We start from the raw sequence: 16,639 nt of genomic DNA, 5'->3' as shown, positions 1-16,639 counted from the left end.
GGATACTGACTCCGGTACCTGGTACGGCCGGGGCAGACACCTAGGAGAAACACCATGCCGCGTCCGACCAAGGGTGCCCGTCTGGGCGGCGGTGCCGCGCACGAGAAGCTGATGCTGGCGAACCTCGCCAAGTCGCTCTTCGAGCACGGCCGCATCACGACGACCGAGGCCAAGGCCCGCCGCCTGCGTCCGGTCGCGGAGCGCCTGATCACCAAGGCGAAGAAGGGCGACATCCACAACCGTCGCCAGGTGCTGCAGACGATCACCGACAAGGGCATCGTCCACACCCTCTTCACCGAGATCGCTCCGCGCTTCGCCGAGCGTCCGGGTGGTTACACCCGCATCACCAAGATCGGCAACCGTCGTGGCGACAACGCCCCGATGGCCGTGATCGAGCTGGTCGAGGGCGAGATCGCCAAGAAGGCGACCGTTGCCGAGGCCGAGGCCGCCACCAAGCGTGCGGTCAAGGAGTCCGAGGCTGCTGCCGAGGCTCCGGCCGAGGAGTCCAAGGACGCCTGACGCATCTGATGCGTGCACGGACGGGCCCGCCCCCGGTTTCGGGGGCGGGCCCGTTCCGCTTTTTCTGAGAGGAAGCTCTGGGTGAGTGACGAGGTGGAGTCCGGCTACGTGCGGGTCCGGCTGGACCTGTCGTACGACGGCAAGGAATTCTCCGGCTGGGCCAAGCAGCGCGAGGGCCAGCGCACGGTGCAGGGGGAGCTGGAGGACGCGATCCGGACCGTGACCCGGTCCGGGGAGACGTACGAGCTGACGGTCGCCGGCCGTACGGACGCCGGGGTGCACGCCCGTGGGCAGGTCGCGCATGTCGATCTTCCGGCGGAGGTTTGGGCCGAGCACGAGGACAAACTGTTGCGCCGGCTGGCGGGGCGGCTGTCGCACGACGTCCGGGTGTGGCGTGCGGCCGAGGCTCCTGCCGGTTTCAACGCGCGCTTCTCGGCGATCTGGCGGCGGTACGCGTACCGGGTGGTCGACCACCCGGGCGGGGTCGATCCGCTGTTGCGGGGTCATGTCCTGTGGCACGACTGGCCGTTGGACGTGGACGCGATGAACGAGGCGTCGCGTGCGCTGCTGGGGGAGCACGACTTCGCTGCGTACTGCAAGCGGCGCGAGGGCGCGACGACGATCCGTACGCTTCAGCAGCTGAGCTGGGAGCGGGATGCGTCGGGCATCGTCACGGCGACGGTGAAGGCGGACGCCTTCTGCCACAACATGGTGCGCTCGCTGGTGGGTGCGCTGCTGTTCGTGGGCGACGGGCACCGGCCGGTGGACTGGCCGGGGAAGGTGCTGGGGGCCGGGGTGCGGGATTCGGCGGTGCACGTGGTGCGGCCGCACGGGCTGACGCTGGAGGAGGTCGGGTATCCGGCGGACTCGGAGCTGGCGGCGCGGAATCGGGCGGCGCGGAATATGCGGACGTTGCCGGGCGGGGCGATTTCGGGCTGCTGCTAGGGGGTGGGCCCTGCGGGGGCCTTTCCCCTACCCGCCCCTTCCCGTAACCGGGGGCTCTGCCCCCGGACCCCCGGTCCTCAAACTCCCCCAGCTACCGCTGGGAGGTGCCCCCGGACGGGCTGAAATTCAGCCCGTCCGGCGTTTGAGGACCGGGGGCCGACCAACCGTCAGGCGTCCTCCGTCGCCGGCATGTTGACCGCCAGGTCGCTCGACATCGTGAAGTACGGGTGGACGCCCGCCACCGTCGGGTAGATGTCCGTCTTGTTGCGGTCCACGATGTCGCCCACCAGCCGGCCGAGCTTGATCGGCGCCGCCCCCGGCGCCAGTCGCAGGGCCAGGTCCCAGGTCGTGCTCTCGTTGCCGCCGCGCAGCGCGCGCAGTTGCTCGTACGGCACCGTCACGCGGAAGGATTCCGCGTCCACGACCTCGACGTCGGCCGTCAGCTCGGACGCGGTCTCGCCGCGCGGCGTGCCGACCAGCACGGGGTTGCTGCTGTCCGTGAACTCCGTGCCGTACAGCCGTCCCTCGACCGTGAATTCCTCGCCGGTCACCTTGACCGACCGCGCCTCGGCGTGCGAGTCCCGGTGCCAGGCGCGCAGCGCGAGGTAGCCGTCGACGGTGGGGTAGGGCACCCACCAGGTGAAGGGGGAGCCCGGGAGGGGCTGGAGTTCCACCAGGCCGCGGCCCTCCGCGAGGTGGGAGACCACGCGGCGGCGGGCCTTGTCGTCGGCCCGTACGACGTGCAGGTCCCAGCGGCCCTCGCCCAGCCGCAGCTCGGCGCGCTTGAGTACGGCCGTCCACGGGCCCTTGCCGTCCGCGGCGGGCACGAGCGGGACGGCGACTGGCTTGCCCTCCTTGCGGCGGGTGACGGTCAGGGACAGCTTCTCGCCGGTCACGCCCCTGCGCTGCACCAGGACGTGGATGTCGCCGTTGGCGTCGATGCGGCAGGACGCCACAGGGCGCAGCGGCTTCTGTACGACGATGTCCTTGAGCACCGTCTTGACCGGCGGCTTCGTGGCCTTGGCCACGGGGCGGCGGCGCAGCGGGCGGACGATCCGGCCGACGGTGCGGCGCAGCCGCTTGGCGAGCGGCAGCGGGCGGGCCGCCTTCACCGTCTTGACGGCGGCGGCCTCGGGCCGGTCGGCCGTGCGGGGGCCGCCGAGGGAGTCGATCAGCTCCAGGTAGGCGTCGGCGATGTTCTCGGGGGAGTAGCGCTTCGCGGACTCGCGGGCGGCGGCGCCCATGGTGCGGCGCAGCTCGTCGTCCTGGATGAGCTTGAGCAGGCCCTCCGCGATGGCGTCGCTGTCGCCGACGGGGACGAGCAGGCCGTCCTTGCCGTCGGTGATGATCTCGCCGGGGCCGTGCGGGCAGTCGGTGGCGACGACGGGCACGCCGCAGCCCATGGCCTCGACGATCGTCATGCCGAAGGACTCCTCGCGGGAGGTCACGGCGGCGACGGAGCCCTTGGCCCACTCGGTCTCGATGGGGGAGTGGGCGCCCATGAGGGTGACGGTGTCGTTGAGGCGCAGCCGGTCGATCTGGGCGCGCAGCTTGGCCTGCTCGGGGCCGCGGCCGTAGATGCGCAGCTTCCAGTCGGGGCGGGCGGCGGCGACGGTGGCCCAGGCGGTGACGAGCAGGTCGTACCGCTTGACGGGGATGAGGCGGCCGGCGGCGACGACGAGCTTGGCGCTGCCGTCGGAGGGCTCGACCTCGGACGGGGGGCAGCCGTTGGGCAGGCAGACGATCTTCGTCTTGACGTCCGGGAACTGCTCCCGGTGGGTACGGGCGTCGGCCTCGGAGACGGTGGTGTGCGCGTCGAGGTGCGGGATGGACGCGTCCTGGTAGGCGCGGATGGTCGGCTCGTGGGTGCCGTAGATCCGGTGCTCCTGGCCGATGCGCAGGTAGCGGTCCTTGCCGAACTCCGCGAGGTACATCACCAGGCCGGGGCGGGTGGCGACGACCACGTCGGCGTCGGTCCGGTCGAGGTGCTCGGCGACGCGCCGGTCGGTGAGCGCGTTGAAGTGCGCGCCCTTGGCCTCGACCGGGGGGATGTACTGGCTGTCCTGCGTCAGGAGCGCATTGTCGCGGTCGGCGCCCTTCTCGGCGCGCTGGTCGATGAGGTTGACCAGCTTCACCTTGGGGTTCAGGGGGAGCTTGGGCTTGTCGCCGGTCCTCATGGTGGACACGATCTCGACGTCGTGCCGCGCGGCGAGGGCGCTCGCGACGTTGAACGTGGATCGGATGGTGCCGCCGATGCCGTAGGCGTTCTGCAAAAGGAAAGAGATCTTCATGGCGGTGTGTGGTGCACGACGCGCTGTGTGCGTCGCGTCCGTCCTTCCCCCTGGCCTGGGTGGTCTCCGGGTCGTCCCCTGCTGATCGGCCTGACGTTCGGTTGCGCAGTCCGATCCGTCGGTTAAGACCGTTGGGAGGGATTTCGGTTGCCTCCGCAGCCTACATTGTGGCGTGGGTCACGTCGCAAGACGGCCGAGGGGCCCGGGGAGGGCGCTCGGTGGGTGCTGGGAGGCGGGAATCGTGAAGGCGCTGGTGACGGGAGCGGCCGTGGTCGCGGTGCTGGGAGGAACGGCCGGCTGCGGCCTGGTGCCCGGCGGCGGGGGCGACCGGGCGGTCGAGGGCAAGGACGAGCCGCGGGAGGAGCACCGGGTGGTGCGGGTGTTCTCCAGCGGGCGGCTGAGACACGCGCAGCTGAGCGCCCGGGAGGTGCCCGGCTTCCTGGTGGAGCGGGCCTCCCCGGGCAGCGCCGGGGCCGGGGTGCCCGGCTCGGACCGCCGGCCCTGCCTGCCCCTGGTGACGGCCCTGGGCTCCCGGCCGTGGCCCGAGCCCGCGGAGTCGGTGGTCAACACCTTCTCCCGGGCCACACCGGAGCAGGGCTTCGAGGGCCTGATGGGCACGCTCCGGCTCTCCGCCTACGAGGACGGCGGCGCGGCGGCCACGCTGCGGGGGCTGCGCTCGGCCGTCGGGGCCTGCGGGGACGGCTTCCTGATGACGACCGGCGAGGGCCAGCGGCAGGAGTTCGCCGCGGTACGGGCCCTGCCGGCGCCCCGGCTGGGGGACGAGGCGGTGGCGTACCGCCTGGTCAACGCGGCGGAGCGGGCGCCGAGCATGGTCGCGGTGGTGCGGACCGGGGAGGTGCTCACGATGCTCTTCGTGACGAACCTCGCCGACCCGGACGCCGTGGAGATCCCCGAGCGGCTGCTGTCGGCCCAGGTCGCGAAGGTGCTCCGGCTGGCGGGGGCGGTACGGCCGCTCCAGGCGCCGCCGCCGCTGCACGCGGGCCCGGGGCCGGGCCCCGCCGAGCGCGGCGAGGCGGGGGACAACGAGGGGGCGGAGTGAGCGGGCCGGCCCGTACCGCCGTCAGCTCTTCTGGGCCGAGGTCGAGGACTTGGGCGGCGCAGGCTTGGGCGCGGCGGCCTCCGAGGCCTGGGCGGCGCCGCGGGCCATGATCCGGCGGAAGGTGTAGCCGGAGACGTCCCGCCCCGCGCCGAGGGCCTTGGTGTCGTCGGACGGGACGCCGGAGCCGTTGGCGTAGCCGGCGACGGTGAAGTAGGCGTAGCGCCCCTCGGCGTTCGCGGTCAGCCGGCAGGCGGTGCCGCGGCAGAAGGCGGTGCCGTCCTCGCCCGGGAGGGCGGCGATGTTGCCGGTGGACTGCTCCTTCGCGTTGTCGGCCGCGCTCTTGTCGTCGAAGACGGCGACGCCGACGGTGACGGCCACCCCGTCCCGTACATAGGTGGCGCGCATCAGCTGGCGGCAGCCGTTGGCGGTGAGGACCTGGCCCAGGCCGCCCTGGGCGGCGGAGGCGCAGTCGGCGGTGTCGTCCATGGCCACCCGCTGGTACTGGCGCTTGTCCAGGGAGGGCTTGGAGTGCGGGAAGAAGGTCTTCGCCGAGAGCGGCGCCTTGTCCTTGTCCGCGCTGGCTATGAACTCCCGCGGGTCCGGCGGGGGCGGCGGCGCGACCTGCGAGAACGTCGGTTCCGGGGCGCTCGGCGAGGCGCTGGGCAGCTTCTCGGCGGCGGGCAGCGACTTGTCGTCCTTGCCCGACTTGACCACGGCCGTGGCCACGATCGCGGCGATCGCACCGGTGGCCAGCACACCGCCGCCGATCATCAGCCACTTGCGGCGGCGGGCGCGCGTGGCGCCGTCGTCGGCGAGCGCGTCCCAGTCGGGGGTGGCGGAACCCTGCTGCTGCGCCCAGGGCGCCGGGGCGGCGGGGGGCATCGGGGACGCCGGGGGCGGGCCCCACTGGGGAGCGGACGGCTGAGAATCCCCCGGGGCCCCGTGCGGCCCTCCCTGCCCAAAGCTCATGCCGTGCATCGTAAACCGGTTGGTCCCGGCCGGGGGAGCCGAGAGAATCCGTCTCATGGGACACGTCGAAGCCGCACATCTCGAGTACTTCCTCCCCGACGGGAGGGCGCTGCTCGGCGATGTCTCGTTCCGGGTCGGGGAGGGCGCCTCGGTCGCCCTGGTCGGGGCGAACGGCGCGGGCAAGACGACGCTGCTGCGGCTGATCGCGGGGGAGCTGCAGCCGCACGGCGGCTCGGTCTCCGTCACCGGCGGGCTCGGGGTGATGCCCCAGTTCGTGGGCTCCGTGCGGGACGACCGTACGGTCCGTGACCTGCTGGTCTCCGTGGCGCAGCCGCGCATCCGGCAGGCCGCGAAGGCGGTCGACGAGGCCGAGCACAGGCTGGGGGTCCGGGGGTGTCCCCCGGAAAAGCACAGCATGACGGTCGACGACGAGGCCGCGCAGATGGCCTATGCGCAGGCGCTGAGCGACTGGGCCGAGGCGCGCGGCTACGAGGCCGAGACCGTGTGGGACATGTGCACGATGGCCGCGCTCGGCGTCCCGTACGAGAAGGCCCAGTGGCGCCAGGTGCGCACCCTCTCCGGCGGCGAGCAGAAGCGCCTGGTCCTGGAGGCGCTGCTGCGCGGCACGGACGAGGTGCTGCTGCTCGACGAGCCGGACAACTATCTCGACGTCCCCGGCAAGCGCTGGCTGGAGGAGCGGCTGCGCGAGACGCGGAAAACGGTGCTCTTCGTCTCCCACGACCGCGAGCTGCTGGCCCGCTCCGCCGAGAAGATCATCAGCGTCGAACCGGGCCCGGCGGGCAGCGACGTCTGGGTGCACGGCGGCGGCTTCGGCACGTACCACGAGGCCCGCAAGGAGCGCTTCGCGCGCTTCGAGGAGCTGCGCCGGCGCTGGGACGAGAAGCACGCCCAGCTGAAGAAGCTGGTGATCACGCTGCGGCAGGCGGCGGCGGTCAGCCACGAGATGGCCTCCCGCTACGCCGCGGCCCAGACCCGGCTGCGGAAGTTCGAGGAGGCCGGCCCGCCGCCGGAGCCCCCGCGCGAGCAGGACATCCGGATGCGGCTGCGGGGCGGGCGCACGGGCGTGCGTGCCGTGACGTGCGCCGGGCTGGAGCTGACCGGCTTGATGAAGCCGTTCGACCTGGAGGTCTTCTACGGCGAGCGGGTCGCGGTGCTGGGCTCGAACGGCTCGGGCAAGTCCCACTTCCTCCGCCTCCTGGCCGGGGAGAGCAGCGTGGCGCACACGGGCGAGTGGAAGCTGGGCGCGCGCGTCGTGCCCGGGCACTTCGCGCAGACGCACGCCCACCCGGAGCTGCTGGGCCGCACGCTCGTGGACATCCTGTGGACGGAGCACGCCAAGGACCGGGGCGGCGCGATGTCGGCGCTGCGCCGCTACGAGCTGGAGCGGCAGGGTGACCAGCTCTTCGAGAAGCTGTCGGGCGGCCAGCAGGCGCGCTTCCAGATCCTGCTCCTGGAGCTGGCGGGCACCACCGCGCTGCTGCTCGACGAGCCGACGGACAACCTGGACCTGGAGAGCGCGGAGGCCCTCCAGGAGGGGCTGGAGGCGTACGAGGGGACGGTGCTGGCGGTGACGCACGACCGCTGGTTCGCCCGTTCCTTCGACCGCTTCCTCGTCTTCGGGGCGGACGGGCGGGTGCGGGAGGTGCCGGAGCCGGTGTGGGACGAGGGGCGCGTGGCCAGGCGGCGGTGACCAGGGTCCGGCCGGGGGTCCGGGGGTTGTCCCCCGGGGGGAATGCGGCATCTTTTGACCCGCATGGGTGGCGCCCGGTACTCTACGAGTTCGTTATGCGTATTGGCTTGGTCGTTCTCACGCGAGGGGCCCTTACGCTTGTCCACCAGGCCGGGAGCCGGTGGCCGGCACACGGGTTGCGTCCCCGCGGTGCGGCCAAGGCCGGCGAACGTCCGGGGTGGACCGTGTCAGGACCCACTCACTGAAGAAGCGAAGGCTACGACCGTGCGTACGTTCAGCCCCAAGCCCGGCGATGTCCAGCGCCAGTGGCACATCATCGACGCGCAGGACGTCGTCCTGGGCCGTCTGGCCTCCCAGGCCGCCTCCCTGCTGCGCGGCAAGCACAAGCCTGTGTACGCCCCGCACATGGACATGGGTGACTTCGTCGTCATCATCAACGCCGACAAGGTGCACCTGTCCGGCAACAAGAAGACCCAGAAGATGGCCTACCGCCACTCCGGCTTCCCGGGTGGTCTGCGCTCCGTCCGTTACGACGAGCTGCTCGACAAGAACCCCGAGAAGGCCGTCGAGAAGGCGATCAAGGGCATGCTGCCCAAGAACTCCCTCGGCCGTCAGATGCTCTCGAAGCTGAAGGTGTACTCGGGCTCCGAGCACCCGCACGCCGCGCAGCAGCCGGTTCCGTTCGAGATCACCCAGGTCAAGCAGGGCTAAGTCCCGGCCACCGCCGAACCAGAAAGTCTGAGGAGAACCAGTGGCTGAGACCACCGCCGAGATGCCGCTCGAGGGCGTCGAGGAGTACACCAGCGAGACCGAGGTCGTCGAGTCGGAGTACACCTCCGAGTCCCTCGCGTCCCGCTTCGGCGACCCGCAGCCGGCCGCCGGCCTGGGCCGTCGCAAGAACGCCATCGCCCGCGTCCGGATCGTTCCGGGCTCCGGCAAGTGGAAGATCAACGGTCGCACCCTTGAGGACTACTTCCCCAACAAGGTGCACCAGCAGGAAGTCAACGAGCCCTTCAAGGTGCTCGAGCTCGACGACCGCTACGACGTCATCGCCCGCATCTCGGGTGGCGGCGTCTCCGGCCAGGCCGGCGCCCTGCGCCTGGGCGTGGCCCGCGCGCTGAACGAGGCGGACGTGGACAACAACCGCGGCCCGCTGAAGAAGGCCGGCTTCCTGAAGCGCGACGACCGTGCGGTCGAGCGCAAGAAGGCCGGTCTGAAGAAGGCCCGCAAGGCTCCGCAGTACAGCAAGCGCTAATCACGCGGCTGCTTCGCTGCACTGCCCGAACGCCCCGGTCGGCACGCTTTGTCGTGCTGCCGGGGCGTTCGGCCATTGACGGCCCGGCGCGTATCCGGTGAAACCTCGGTGAAACCGCTGTATCCGGTCCATGCGTGCGTATACACGGCAGAGCTGGATACCCGGACCGGTACGGCCTTGTGTCTGTGGCCGTCCGTGGCCGCCCGTGGCAGCCCGTGGTCGTCCATGCAGCTCTCGAACTCGACACCTCATCTTCTGGGGCCGTGCACGGCCCCGCCCCGCTTTTTCGGAGGACACCAGTGGGACGACTCTTCGGTACGGACGGTGTGCGCGGTGTCGCCAACGCCGACCTGACGGCGGAGCTTGCGCTCGGCCTGTCGGTCGCGGCGGCACATGTGCTCGCCGAGGCGGGTACGTTCGAGGGCCATCGCCCCGTGGCGGTGGTCGGCCGTGATCCGCGGGCGTCCGGGGAGTTCCTGGAGGCCGCCGTGGTGGCCGGGCTGGCCAGCGCGGGCGTGGACGTCCTGCGCGTGGGCGTGCTGCCCACGCCGGCCGTCGCCTACCTGACGGGCGCGCTCGGCGCGGACCTCGGCGTGATGCTCTCCGCCAGCCACAACGCGATGCCCGACAACGGCATCAAGTTCTTCGCCCGCGGCGGCCACAAGCTCGCCGACGAGCTGGAGGACCGCATCGAGCGGACCTACCGGGCCCACGCCTCCGGCGAGCCCTGGGACCGCCCGACCGGGGCCGGCGTCGGCCGCGTCCGCGACTACGACCAGGGCTTCGACAACTACGTCGCGCACCTGATCGGCGTCCTGCCGAACCGCCTCGACGGTCTCAAGGTCGTCATCGACGGCGCCCACGGCGCGGCCTCCCGCGTCTCCCCGGAGGCCTTCTCCCGGGCCGGCGCCGAGGTCGTCACCATCGGCACCGAGCCGGACGGCCTCAACATCAACCACGAGTGCGGCTCCACCCACCTGGACAAGCTGCGCGTGGCCGTGGTCGAGCACGGCGCCGACCTGGGCGTCGCCCACGACGGCGACGCCGACCGCTGCCTCGCCGTGGACGCCGAGGGCAACGAGGTCGACGGCGACCAGATCCTCGCCGTGCTGGCCCTCGCGATGCGCGAGGCGGGCTCGCTGCGCAAGAACACCGTGGTCGCGACGGTGATGTCGAACCTGGGCTTCAAGCTGGCCATGGAGCGCGAGGGCGTCGAGCTGGTCCAGACCTCGGTCGGCGACCGCTACGTCCTGGAGGAGATGAAGGCCAACGGCTTCGCCCTGGGCGGCGAGCAGTCCGGCCACGTCATCGTCCTCGACCACGCCACGACCGGCGACGGCACGCTGACCGGCCTGATGCTGGCCGCCCGCGTGGCTGCCACGGGGCGTTCGCTGGCGGAGCTGGTCGGCGTGATGGAGCGCCTGCCGCAGGTCCTCATCAACGTCCGTGACGTCGACAAGTCCCGCGTCGGCTCGTCGGCGGAGCTGGCCGACGCGGTCAACGCGGCGGAGCGGGAGCTGGGGGCGACGGGGCGGGTGCTTCTCCGGTCGTCCGGTACGGAGCCGCTGGTGCGGGTGATGGTGGAGGCGGCGGACATCGAGCAGGCGCGGGCCGTCGCGCAGCGGCTGGCGGACGTGGTGAAGTCGGAGCTGGGGTAGGTCATTCCCCGATCCCGCCCCTTCCCGGCTGTATCGATTTGCGGCTCCGCCGCGTGGGGGGGCTCTGCCCCCGGACCCCCGCTCCTCAAACGCCGGAGGGGCTGAAATTGGGGTCCGGGGCGCAGCCCCAGTTTCGGGAAGGGGCGGGTAGGGGAAAGCCCCGCAGGGCCCCCGCCGAGCCCACCCCTAAAGCTTCCGCAGCGACAGGCGCTGGACCTTGTGGTCCGCCCCCTTGCGGAGGATCAGGTTCGCCCGCCCCCGCGTCGGCGCCACATTCTCCAGCAGATTCGGCCTGTTGATGGTCCGCCAGTTCCGCTGCGCATACTCCAGCGCCTCCTCCTCCGACACCTCCGTGTACCGCCGGAAGAACGACTCCGGGTCCTGGAACGCCGTGGCCCGCAGCTTCCTGAACCGCTCGTAGTACCAGCGCTCGATGTCCTCCGCCCGCGCGTCCACGTACACGCTGAAGTCGAAGAAGTCGGCCAGCCCCACCCGTGTGCGCCCGTCCTTGCCCGGCAGCGCCGGCTGCAGGACGTTGAGCCCCTCGATGATCAGGATGTCGGGGCGGCGCACGGTCAGCCGCTCGTCCGGCACGATGTCGTAGATGAGGTGGGAGTAGACGGGCGCGGACACCTCGTCCTTGCCGGCCTTCACGTCCGCGACGAAGCGCGTCAGCGCACGCCGGTCGTAGGACTCGGGGAATCCTTTCCGCGACATCAGGCCGCGCCGGGTCAGCTCCGCGTTGGGCAGCAGGAAGCCGTCCGTGGTGACCAGCTCCACGCGCGGGTGCTCGGGCCAGCGCGCGAGCAGCGCCCGCAGCAGCCGGGCCGTGGTCGACTTGCCGACCGCGACGCTGCCGGCGACTCCTATGACGAAGGGCGTGCCGCGCTGGGCCCCCTTCTCGCCGAGGAAGGTGTTGAGCGCGCCGCGCAGGCTGCCGGTGGCGCCGACATAGAGGTTGAGCAGCCGGGACAGCGGCAGGTAGATGTCGCGGACCTCGTCCAGGTCGATGACGTCGCCGAGGCCGCGCAGCCGCTCCACCTCCTCGGCGGTCAGCGGCAGCGGCGTGTTCTCGCGCAGGGCGCTCCACTCCGTGCGAGTGAGGTCGACGAAGAGGGACGAGTCCGCGCGGCGGCGTTGCTGCTGCGGCTGGTCGGTGGAGGTCGGCACGGGCCCATTCTGCGCGGGCGGGGCGGGGAGATCACGCCGGGGGTGCCGTTTGCCCGGTGTCGCGAAGCCCTCGGCGAGCCCCCGGGTGAGGTCTCTGCCGGTGTCGTTTTTGATCACTGCCGGGCGGAATGGCGGTGACGCACGGGGGTGGTGGGACGCCAGTGGGTGAAGTTCCGGCCAGGGGCTGTACCTACTCGCGGGTCAGTACTAGGTTCCTGCCTCCCCCACACCAGCACGAGGTACCCGTGTTCGTCTTCCGTCTCGTCCTCCGCGTCGCGCGGCGGTGCGTACGCCTCCGACTGGCCCCGGTCCTGGGCCGGGTCCGCGCCCGGGCGGCGCGGGACGCCGTCTTCGCCGACCGCGTGCGGGGCGACCTCGCCGCGGAGCTGCCGGACGAGGACATCGGCCAGGACCTCGACGACTGCCTGGACCGCTACGTCCTCGGCAGCAAGCCGCGCTGCGAGGAGGTCGAGTACCTGGAGCTGGTGCAGGAGGCCATCGACCGCATCGAGCGCGGCCGCTGAGCCGGAGCGCCGGAGCCGGCGAACCGGCCCGGGGCAGAGCCCCGGAACCGGCCCTGGCCCCGATCCCGGGGCCGTACGCTGCACTCCATGTGCGGAATCGTTGGCTATGTGGGCGGGCAGAGCGCCCTCGATGTCGTATTGGCGGGGCTGCGGCGGCTGGAGTACCGCGGCTATGACTCGGCGGGGGTCGCGGTGCCGGCCGACGGCGGGCTGGCCGCGGCGAAGAAGGCGGGCAAGCTCGCCAATCTGGAGAAGGAGCTGGCCGACCGGCCGCTGCCGTCCGGCGCGACGGGCATCGGCCACACGCGCTGGGCCACGCACGGCGGCCCGACGGACGCCAACGCGCACCCCCACCTCGACAACCCGGGGCGCGTCGCGGTCGTGCACAACGGCATCATCGAGAACTTCGCCGAGCTGCGGGCCGAGCTGGCCGAGCGGGGCCACGCCCTGGCCTCGGAGACGGACACCGAGGTCGTCGCCCACCTGCTCTCCGAGTCCTTCTCCTCCTGCGGCGACCTCGCCGAGGCCATGCGGCAGGTGTGCCGCCGTCTCGACGGCGCCTTCACGCTCGTGGCCGTGCACGCGGACGAGCCGGACGTGGTCGTGGGCGCGCGGCGCAACTCCCCGCTGGTGGTCGGCGTCGGCGACGGCGAGAACTTCCTCGCCTCGGATGTCGCCGCCTTCATCGCCCACACGAGGGAAGCGATCGAGCTGGGCCAGGACCAGGTCGTCGAGCTGCGCCGGGACGGCGTCACGGTCACCGGCTTCGACGGCACGCCCGCGGACGACACCGTGCGCGCGTACCACGTGGACTGGGACGCCTCGGCGGCCGAGAAGGGCGGCTACGACTACTTCATGCTGAAGGAGATCGCCGAGCAGCCGAAGGCGGTCGCCGACACGCTGCTGGGCCGGATCGACGCGGCGGGCTCGCTGTCGCTGGACGAGGTCCGGATCCCGGCGTCCGTGCTCCGCGAGGTCGACAAGGTCGTCATCGTGGCGTGCGGCACGGCCTACCACGCCGGTCTGATCGCCAAGTACGCCATCGAGCACTGGACGCGCATCCCCTGCGAGACGGAGCTGGCGAGCGAGTTCCGCTACCGCGACCCGATCCTCGACCAGCGGACGCTCGTCATCGCCATCAGCCAGTCCGGCGAGACGATGGACACGCTGATGGCCCTGCGCCACGCGCGCGAGCAGGGCGCGAAGGTCCTGGCCATCTGCAACACGAACGGCTCGACGATCCCCCGCGAGTCGGACGCGGTCCTGTACACCCACGCGGGCCCGGAGGTGGCCGTCGCGTCGACGAAGGCGTTCCTGACCCAGCTGGTGGCCTGCTACCTCGTGGCGCTGTACCTGGGGCAGGTGCGGGGCACGAAGTGGGGCGACGAGATCCTCTCGGTGATCCGCGACCTGTCGCAGATCGCGGCCGAGGTGGAGGAGGTCCTGGAGACCATGGAGCCGGTCCGGGAGCTGGCCCGCTCCCTGGCCGACAAGAACACGGTCCTCTTCCTGGGCCGCCACGTGGGCTACCCCGTGGCCCTGGAGGGCGCGCTCAAGCTCAAGGAACTCGCCTACATGCACGCGGAGGGCTTTGCGGCGGGCGAGCTGAAGCACGGCCCGATCGCGCTGATCGAGAAGGACGTGCCGGTGGTCGTGGTCGTCCCGTCGCCGCGCGGTCGCTCGGTCCTGCACGACAAGATCGTCTCCAACATCCAGGAGATCCGCGCCCGGGGTGCCCGGACGATCGTCATCGCCGAGCGCGGCGACGAGGCCGTCCGCCCGTACGCGGACCACCTCATCGAGATCCCCCCGACCCCGGTGCTCCTCCAGCCGCTGGTGGCCACCGTCCCGCTCCAGGTCTTCGCCTGCGAACTCGCAACGGCGCGGGGCAACGAGGTCGACCAGCCGCGGAACCTGGCGAAGTCGGTGACGGTCGAGTGATCGTCGGAGTCGGGATCGACGTCGCGGAGATCGACCGCTTCGGCGCCGCGCTCCAGCGGACCCCGGGCATGGCCGCCCGCCTGTTCGTGGAGCGCGAGCTGTACCTGCCGAGCGGGGAGCGCCGCGGCACCGCCTCGCTGGCGGCCCGCTTCGCCGCCAAGGAGGCCCTGGCGAAGGCGCTCGGGGCGCCGCCCGGGCTGCTCTGGACGGACGCCGAGATCGTGACGGAGGGCAGCGGCCGGCCGCGCCTCGAGGTCACGGGCACGGTGGCCGACCGTGCGGCGGCACTGGGCGTACGGAACTGGCACGTCTCGCTGAGCCACGACGCGGGGGTGGCCTCGGCGGTGGTGGTGGCGGAGGCGTAGGGGCGGGGCGGGGCCGGGCCGGAAGGCGTGCGGCCCCGGGTGGGGCCGCACGCCGTTGTCACTTCTTTTCCCGGAAGGCCGCCATGACCTCGTCCAGCATGGCGGTGACGTGCTCCTCGACCGCCGTCTTGTCGAGGCCGAGGCCCGAGAGCACGCCCGTGCCGTTCTCGAGTTCCAGCAGGGCCAGCAGGATGTGCTCCGTGCCGATGTAGTTGTGGCCCAGGCGCAGGGCCTCGCGGAAGGTGAGTTCCAGGGCCTTCTGCGCGCCGGGGGAGTACGGGATGAGGTCGGGCAGTTCGGTGCCGGACGCCGGGGGCAGGGCGGCCGCCGCGGCCTCGAGGACGGCGTCGCGCGAGACGTCCTGTGCCGCTATCGCCTTCGCGGCGAGGCCGTCCGGCTCGTGGAGGAGGCCGAGCACCAGGTGCTCGGGGTGGATCCGGTCGTTGCCCGCCGCGCGGGCCTCGTTCTGCGAGGCCATCGCGACGTTCTTCGCCCGCGGAGTGAAGCGGCCGAAGCCCTGGGAGGGGTCGAGGTCGAAGGTGTCGGACTCCTTGGTGACGAAGCGCTTCTGGGCTGCCTGCCTGGTGACGCCCATGCTCCTGCCGATGTCCGTCCAGGAGGCGCCGGAGCGCCTGGCCTGGTCCACGAAGTGGCCGATGAGGTGGTCGGCCACGTCGCCGAGGTGGTCGGCCGCGACTACGGCGTCCGTCAGCTGTTCGAGGGGTTCGGCGTGTACCGCCTTGATGGCCGCGATCAGATCGTCGAGCCGGACGGGGTTCGTCATGCGTACTGGATCTGCCATGTGTCAACCGTAGGTTGCGCTCCCGAGGGGTGTCAACCACGAGTTGACAGTCTTCGGGTTCTGGTCCCGGGGTAGCAAGTGAGCGCCCTGCCCGGACTCCTGGGCTCCTAGACTCCGGTCATGACGGCACAGGCAGCAGATTCCGCAGATTCCGTAGCGCCCGTTTCAGCATCCGTTTCAGCGTCCGTTTCAGCTTCCGCATCCCTGGCCGTCGGCCAGCGGTCGCTGGCCGATCCGTCCATCGGGTATCCGCTCCGGCCGCCGCTGACCCGTGGCTGCCCCCGCACCGCCACCGACGACCTGGTCTACCCCGTCGAGGTGGACTACGCCTACGACCGGGTGCGCCCCGATCTCTTCGCGCCGCAGGCCGCGGCCTCCCGCAGCGCCGGGCTGGAGCGCTGGGCCCCGCTGCTGCCGCCGCTGACCGCGCCCGGGCTCGGCGAGGGGCACACGCCGCTCGTCGGCATCGGCGACGGCGTCTACGTCAAGGACGAGTCCCGCAACCCCACGTGGAGCCACAAGGACCGGCTCAACCGCTGCACGGTCAGCGCCGCCGTCGGCAGCGGCGCGGCCGGGATCGTGGTGGCTTCCTCCGGCAACCACGGCGCGTCCGCGGCGGCCTTCGCGGCGCGCGCGGGCATCGGCTGCGTGGTGCTCGCCAGCGCGGGGATGCCGTCGGCCGTCGACGCCTTCCTCAACGCGTACGGCGCACTCGTCCTGCCCGTGCCGGAAGCCGAACGCTGGCCGCTGATGCGGCAGATCGTCGACCGCATCGGCCTGCACCCGGTCAGCAACCTCACCCCGACGCACACGGGGCACGCCTACGGGCCCGAGGGCTACAAGACCATCGCGTACGAGATCTTCACCGAGATCGGCGTGCCGTCGGCCGTGTTCGTGCCCAGCGGCTACGGCGAGTGCCTCTTCGGCGTCTGGAAGGGCTTCGCCGAGCTGAAGCGGCTGGGGCTCGCGGACCGGGTGCCGCGGATGTACGGCTGCGAACCGGCCGCCGGCGGGCCCCTCGCCGCGGCCCTCCGCCAGGACCGTCCTGCGGTCACGGTCGCTGCCGGGGAGACCGACGCGTACGCGATCGACTGCACGGTCGGCGGCTACCGCGGTGTGCTCGCCGTCAAGGAGAGCGGCGGCGAGGCCCTGCTCGTCGGCGACGAGCAGATGCGGGCCGCCCAGGACGAGCTGGCCCGCCTGGGGATCTGGGCCGAACTGTCCGCCGCGGCCGGGCTGGCCGGGCTGCGCAGCCGCGGCGCCGGGGCGGTGGAGGGGCCCGTGGTGTGCGTCTCCACGTCCAGCGGCTTCAAGGACCGGGCGGTCGGCACCCGGCGCTCCGACGTGATGGAGCCGACCTGGGACGAGACGTACCGCCGGCTGCGGGCCGCGGGCTTGGCGGGCTGAGCGCTCGCTCCGGTCCGGCCTC

Annotated in this window: 15 protein-coding genes; 11 read left to right on the top strand and 4 right to left on the bottom strand. The window is 72.1% G+C overall.

All coding sequences use genetic code 11. From position 1 onward, the window contains the following. Positions 1–54 precede the first annotated feature (54 nt). Both rplQ and truA read left to right on the top strand, forming a co-directional pair. On the top strand, positions 55–519 hold the full coding sequence (gene rplQ, locus AC1Z4A_RS13585) for a 50S ribosomal protein L17 (RefSeq protein ID WP_086567272.1): 465 nt from the start codon (positions 55–57) through the stop codon (positions 517–519). A gap of 81 nt (positions 520–600) precedes the next feature. Then, positions 601–1,464, top strand: a complete 864-nt coding sequence (gene truA, locus AC1Z4A_RS13580; RefSeq protein ID WP_483678697.1) for a tRNA pseudouridine(38-40) synthase TruA — start codon at positions 601–603, stop codon at positions 1,462–1,464. Positions 1,465–1,631: 167 nt separating this feature from the next. Here the strand turns inward: truA and AC1Z4A_RS13575 are convergent, their stop codons facing one another. Continuing rightward, the gene (locus tag AC1Z4A_RS13575) at positions 1,632–3,755 is read right to left on the bottom strand and encodes a glycosyltransferase family 4 protein (protein ID WP_483678695.1); all 2,124 of its coding nucleotides are present in this window, start codon (positions 3,753–3,755) and stop codon (positions 1,632–1,634) included. A 241-nt stretch (positions 3,756–3,996) separates the two neighbouring features. Between AC1Z4A_RS13575 and AC1Z4A_RS13570 the strand changes: the two genes are divergently transcribed. After that, positions 3,997–4,815: a hypothetical protein gene (locus AC1Z4A_RS13570; protein ID WP_483678693.1), complete on the top strand. Its 819-nt coding sequence runs from the start codon at positions 3,997–3,999 to the stop codon at positions 4,813–4,815. 21 nt (positions 4,816–4,836) lie between these two features. Here the strand turns inward: AC1Z4A_RS13570 and AC1Z4A_RS13565 are convergent, their stop codons facing one another. Then, complete coding sequence (locus AC1Z4A_RS13565; RefSeq protein WP_483678691.1) at positions 4,837–5,784, bottom strand: hypothetical protein; 948 nt, start codon at positions 5,782–5,784, stop codon at positions 4,837–4,839. A gap of 55 nt (positions 5,785–5,839) precedes the next feature. Between AC1Z4A_RS13565 and AC1Z4A_RS13560 the strand changes: the two genes are divergently transcribed. The 4 genes from AC1Z4A_RS13560 to glmM all read left to right on the top strand — a co-directional run bounded on the left by AC1Z4A_RS13560 (position 5,840) and on the right by glmM (position 10,408). Continuing rightward, complete coding sequence (locus AC1Z4A_RS13560) at positions 5,840–7,495, top strand: ABC-F family ATP-binding cassette domain-containing protein (protein ID WP_483678688.1); 1,656 nt, start codon at positions 5,840–5,842, stop codon at positions 7,493–7,495. A gap of 264 nt (positions 7,496–7,759) precedes the next feature. Then, positions 7,760–8,206 (top strand): 50S ribosomal protein L13, encoded by a 447-nt coding sequence (rplM, locus tag AC1Z4A_RS13555; protein ID WP_189454739.1) that lies wholly within the window; start codon positions 7,760–7,762, stop codon positions 8,204–8,206. A 40-nt stretch (positions 8,207–8,246) separates the two neighbouring features. Further along, a complete protein-coding gene (rpsI, locus tag AC1Z4A_RS13550) occupies positions 8,247–8,750 on the top strand; it encodes a 30S ribosomal protein S9 (RefSeq protein ID WP_483678686.1) in 504 nt (167 codons plus the stop codon). Positions 8,751–9,049: 299 nt separating this feature from the next. Then, the gene (gene glmM / locus AC1Z4A_RS13545) at positions 9,050–10,408 is read left to right on the top strand and encodes a phosphoglucosamine mutase (RefSeq protein ID WP_483678684.1); all 1,359 of its coding nucleotides are present in this window, start codon (positions 9,050–9,052) and stop codon (positions 10,406–10,408) included. Positions 10,409–10,594: 186 nt separating this feature from the next. Here glmM and coaA read toward each other — a convergent pair whose 3' ends face one another. Further along, a complete protein-coding gene (gene coaA, locus AC1Z4A_RS13540; protein ID WP_483678682.1) occupies positions 10,595–11,578 on the bottom strand; it encodes a type I pantothenate kinase in 984 nt (327 codons plus the stop codon). A gap of 245 nt (positions 11,579–11,823) precedes the next feature. Here coaA and AC1Z4A_RS13535 point away from each other — a divergent pair, with 245 nt between their 5' ends. From AC1Z4A_RS13535 to AC1Z4A_RS13525, 3 genes are all read left to right on the top strand, one after another. Then, entirely contained in the window at positions 11,824–12,102 is a 279-nt protein-coding gene (locus AC1Z4A_RS13535) for a hypothetical protein (protein ID WP_483678680.1), read from the top strand. Positions 12,103–12,189: 87 nt separating this feature from the next. Then, a complete protein-coding gene (gene glmS, locus AC1Z4A_RS13530; protein WP_483678679.1) occupies positions 12,190–14,043 on the top strand; it encodes a glutamine--fructose-6-phosphate transaminase (isomerizing) in 1,854 nt (617 codons plus the stop codon). Next, a complete protein-coding gene (locus AC1Z4A_RS13525; protein ID WP_483678677.1) occupies positions 14,040–14,408 on the top strand; it encodes a holo-ACP synthase in 369 nt (122 codons plus the stop codon). The genes glmS and AC1Z4A_RS13525 overlap by 4 nt, the downstream gene beginning before the upstream one ends. A gap of 58 nt (positions 14,409–14,466) precedes the next feature. On the opposite strand, the gene AC1Z4A_RS13520 is transcribed toward AC1Z4A_RS13525, so the two are convergent. Next, positions 14,467–15,210, bottom strand: a complete 744-nt coding sequence (locus AC1Z4A_RS13520) for a Clp protease N-terminal domain-containing protein (RefSeq protein WP_483678675.1) — start codon at positions 15,208–15,210, stop codon at positions 14,467–14,469. A 120-nt stretch (positions 15,211–15,330) separates the two neighbouring features. On the opposite strand from AC1Z4A_RS13520, the gene AC1Z4A_RS13515 reads away from it, so the two are divergent. After that, the gene (locus tag AC1Z4A_RS13515) at positions 15,331–16,617 is read left to right on the top strand and encodes a threonine synthase (protein ID WP_483678673.1); all 1,287 of its coding nucleotides are present in this window, start codon (positions 15,331–15,333) and stop codon (positions 16,615–16,617) included. Positions 16,618–16,639: the final 22 nt, after the last annotated feature.

It is taken from the genome of Streptomyces sp. 17_S59 (assembly GCF_056930295.1).
The sequence above is the reverse complement of the archived record's forward strand: the minus strand, read 5'-3'. Positions and strand labels throughout refer to the sequence as shown.

What these genes read in the sequence shown, in the direction of transcription:
- rplQ (WP_086567272.1), top strand. Translation starts at nt 55, where the DNA reads ATGCCGCGTCCGACCAAGGGTGCCCGTCTGGGCGGCGGTGCCGCGCAC.
- AC1Z4A_RS13575 (WP_483678695.1), bottom strand. Translation starts at nt 3,755, where the DNA reads ATGAAGATCTCTTTCCTTTTGCAGAACGCCTACGGCATCGGCGGCACC.
- AC1Z4A_RS13565 (WP_483678691.1), bottom strand. Translation starts at nt 5,784, where the DNA reads ATGAGCTTTGGGCAGGGAGGGCCGCACGGGGCCCCGGGGGATTCTCAG.
- AC1Z4A_RS13560 (WP_483678688.1), top strand. Translation starts at nt 5,840, where the DNA reads ATGGGACACGTCGAAGCCGCACATCTCGAGTACTTCCTCCCCGACGGG.
- glmS (WP_483678679.1), top strand. Translation starts at nt 12,190, where the DNA reads ATGTGCGGAATCGTTGGCTATGTGGGCGGGCAGAGCGCCCTCGATGTC.
- AC1Z4A_RS13520 (WP_483678675.1), bottom strand. Translation starts at nt 15,210, where the DNA reads ATGGCAGATCCAGTACGCATGACGAACCCCGTCCGGCTCGACGATCTG.
- AC1Z4A_RS13515 (WP_483678673.1), top strand. Translation starts at nt 15,331, where the DNA reads ATGACGGCACAGGCAGCAGATTCCGCAGATTCCGTAGCGCCCGTTTCA.